The following is a 2,716-nucleotide window of genomic DNA, read 5'->3' as shown; positions in this document are numbered from 1 at the left end:
CAATCGGTTGACGTCGTCGAGTTGGTTTAGAACAGTCAGGCGGCGGCGGCGCGTCCTACCTGGAATAGCGATGAAGACTTCATGGCGGGCCTTAGCAATATCAACGGCCACCAAAACAGGCTCGGTCTGTGCAATACTGGTCTTGGTCATAGTCAGTCTCCCTTGCGGTGTGGTTTGTGCAAAACCACTGTAGGGACCTGAGACCCGGCTATGACCACCTGCTGCGCTACTTGGGGGCTGCGCAGGCAATCATAGCCTTTAAATCAATGTCATTCCGAAGGTGTTATGGAACCGAGTTCACCAGCTGCGCCATCCTGAAATGGGTCGACAAGAACGACGTTCCTTAGCGTTACATCGATCCAGGAAAGCCGCAACAGAACGCTTTTATCGAGTCATTCAACGGCAGCCTGCGCGACGAGCTTCTGAACGAGGAGATATTTGACACCTTGGACGATGCCCGCCGCAAGCTTGCCCTTGGGCGCTACGATTATAACGCCGTCAGGCCACACTCATCGCTCGGGAACCAGACGCCGCTCGAAGCGCGCCGGACGCTTGAGCAATTTCACGGCTCCGCGCCCGGCGCGCTTGCCCAAACCGACCGACCACACCACCAGTCTGAAAGCAGCGGACTCTCGTTATGGACGAAGGACCGGCGGAGGGCAGGTCATTTCGTAGATCCACAAACCGCACCAGTTTGCGCCGACGCGCGCGCCGGTTCACAGCTGTTCCTTGCGCGGTCATGCCGTAATAGCCATTCAGGTCTGGCAGCTCGTCGTCGATGAATCGGTTGCGCTTGATCTCGCGATACACGGTTGAGCGATGCCTGCCGATCTCAGCTGCAATCTCGTCAACAGACATCTTCGCGTTCAACATGTCTTCGATCATGCGACGCTCTCGCAGTCCTAACTCAGTGTGGGCCATCTTCCGTTCTCCTTGCTTTCCAGCAAGATAGGGGATTTGTCGCACGCCAGTTCAGAATGTGCCCGGCCACATTTAAAATTACGTATAATCGATGTTATGGTATATATTTTCATGATGACGTGACCGCCCCCCGACGGCATCAATGTACCAAGGTGGGTTTGCATTGATCCACAAAAGAGGACGGTCATGTCTGGGATTACCACGGTCGGGCTTGATCCGCTGACTGGCAGGTGAATACCCGCATTCGCCGAGAGTTTGGCCAAGAATGTGTTTCAGGTTCATGGGCTGATGGCGCTGGTCGGAGCGGTCTTGCCGCAGAAACTGCGGCGAGCGCAGGTTCTGGAGTTCTTCGGCCAGTTGCTATCTTGTGTCGTCGCGATGGAAGCCTGTGGCGGCGCGCATTTCTGGGGGCGTGAGATCGGCAAGCTGGGTCATGACGTGCGGCTCATCCCAGCCGCCTACGTCAAGCGGATTGGATGCTTGGAGATCGGGATATTATGCCGACTGGTTCCGCGAGGCTTTGATAGATAAGGGAATAAAGCCCTGAATCCCCGGGCGGAAGTCGCGTGAAAAGGAGATCAAATATAGCAAGCGGCGTTACAAATGGCGCAACCAGATCGAGATTATGTTAGGATGCCTGAAAGACTGGCGCCGTGTCGCCACCCGATATGATCGATGCCCAAAAGTATTCCTGTCAGCCATCGTGCTCGCGGTGACTATCTTATTCTGGCTCTAAATCAATGAGCCCCGAGCCTAAGCGGTTCCCGCAGGTTACTGCGCTGTATGTTTTAAGGCTGCCGGGGGTAGCGGAGATGCGAAAATATCTTGATCGCTTCAGATAAATATGGCATTTTGATGGCAGGATAATTGGTCGTTGCATTTATAAGAGGTTTCCAATCCAAATGTTTAGTATTAAAAAAATACCTGCTATCCTGACTGTCTTTATCATGTCTGTGATCAGCGGGCAGGCAGTTCAGGCTGCTACAACGACTCCCTTCATCTTCACTTGGAGCTCCGTTCCGTACTCTCACTCTGAGGTATTTACGATTGGTGCAAATGAAGTCGGCTCTCTCAGCCTGCTTTCGTATAGTGGCGTGGGGCCGACCGAAGCTTCGGGTTTCATCTTCCTGAACGGCTCGACGCGCCTAACCACCGACACAACAGCGTGTAACGGCGCAGGTGGGGTCTTCTTTGGTGGCTGTAACATTATTCAATCTACCACCCCGGATGGAACGATCCTGTTCTCCGGCCTTGGCGCGGGAACGTACACGCTGGGCGTATATGAAAGACGCATTCCGAGTTCGGGTACCCTGGCATTCAATCTAGACGCCACAGTTCCGCTTCCCGCAGCTGGCCTGCTTCTTCTTGGGGCCATCGGCGGCGCTGCAGCGCTCCGCAAACGCCGCAAGGCTGCCTGAAACTCATCATCCCGGTTAGGTTTCATGCCGCTTGGTTCATGGTAAACCTCCGGTCTTCCTGCTCTGGCTTTGTTAGAGTGTGCTCGATAGTGTCCGCGATCCAAAGCTGACACTATGAGGCTTTGATTGATGGTCGTGGCCCGCCCCCGCTGGCCCCTCGTTCATAACGAGAGTCTGCGGGTTTCAGATTGGTCGGTTTGGGCAAGCAGGCCGGGCGCGGAGCCGTCCAGGTGACCTGCCCCGCGGAAGTTCCCTCAGTCTGATGTAGAGGCTGCCCAACCTTGATCCGACCCCCAACGTTGGACCGCCCGAAGGCAGAGTTTCCCGGCTTCGATCAGGGTGACAGGCTGGTAATGTCCCCCGATTTCGTCAGCGTG

At 55.3% G+C, this 2,716-nt stretch carries 1 protein-coding gene and 5 pseudogenes; 4 read left to right on the top strand and 2 right to left on the bottom strand.

The features are described 5' to 3' along the window. Positions 1–150 (bottom strand): annotated as a pseudogene (locus CHB75_RS22315) (IS110 family transposase); the annotation flags it as partial. A gap of 137 nt (positions 151–287) precedes the next feature. Here CHB75_RS22315 and CHB75_RS21070 point away from each other — a divergent pair. Then, positions 288–638: pseudogene (locus CHB75_RS21070) on the top strand (integrase core domain-containing protein); the annotation flags it as partial. A 31-nt stretch (positions 639–669) separates the two neighbouring features. Here the strand turns inward: CHB75_RS21070 and CHB75_RS22595 are convergent. Then, positions 670–921: pseudogene (locus CHB75_RS22595) on the bottom strand (helix-turn-helix domain-containing protein); the annotation flags it as partial. 234 nt (positions 922–1,155) lie between these two features. On the opposite strand from CHB75_RS22595, the pseudogene CHB75_RS21060 reads away from it, so the two are divergent. From CHB75_RS21060 to CHB75_RS21050, 3 genes and pseudogenes are all read left to right on the top strand, one after another. Continuing rightward, a pseudogene (locus CHB75_RS21060) lies at positions 1,156–1,389 on the top strand (IS110 family transposase); the annotation flags it as partial. Beyond that, positions 1,386–1,657 (top strand): annotated as a pseudogene (locus CHB75_RS21055) (transposase); the annotation flags it as partial. The pseudogenes CHB75_RS21060 and CHB75_RS21055, both read left to right, overlap by 4 nt. Positions 1,658–1,823: 166 nt before the next feature. Then, positions 1,824–2,339 carry a VPLPA-CTERM sorting domain-containing protein gene (locus CHB75_RS21050; RefSeq protein ID WP_089274112.1) on the top strand — a complete coding sequence of 172 codons (516 nt, stop codon included), beginning with the start codon at positions 1,824–1,826 and terminating at the stop codon, positions 2,337–2,339. Positions 2,340–2,716: the final 377 nt, after the last annotated feature.

The sequence above is a fragment of the Puniceibacterium sediminis genome, assembly GCF_900188035.1.
GTDB classification, from domain to species: domain Bacteria; phylum Pseudomonadota; class Alphaproteobacteria; order Rhodobacterales; family Rhodobacteraceae; genus Puniceibacterium; species Puniceibacterium sediminis.
This window is presented reverse-complemented; position numbering and strand designations above follow the sequence as displayed.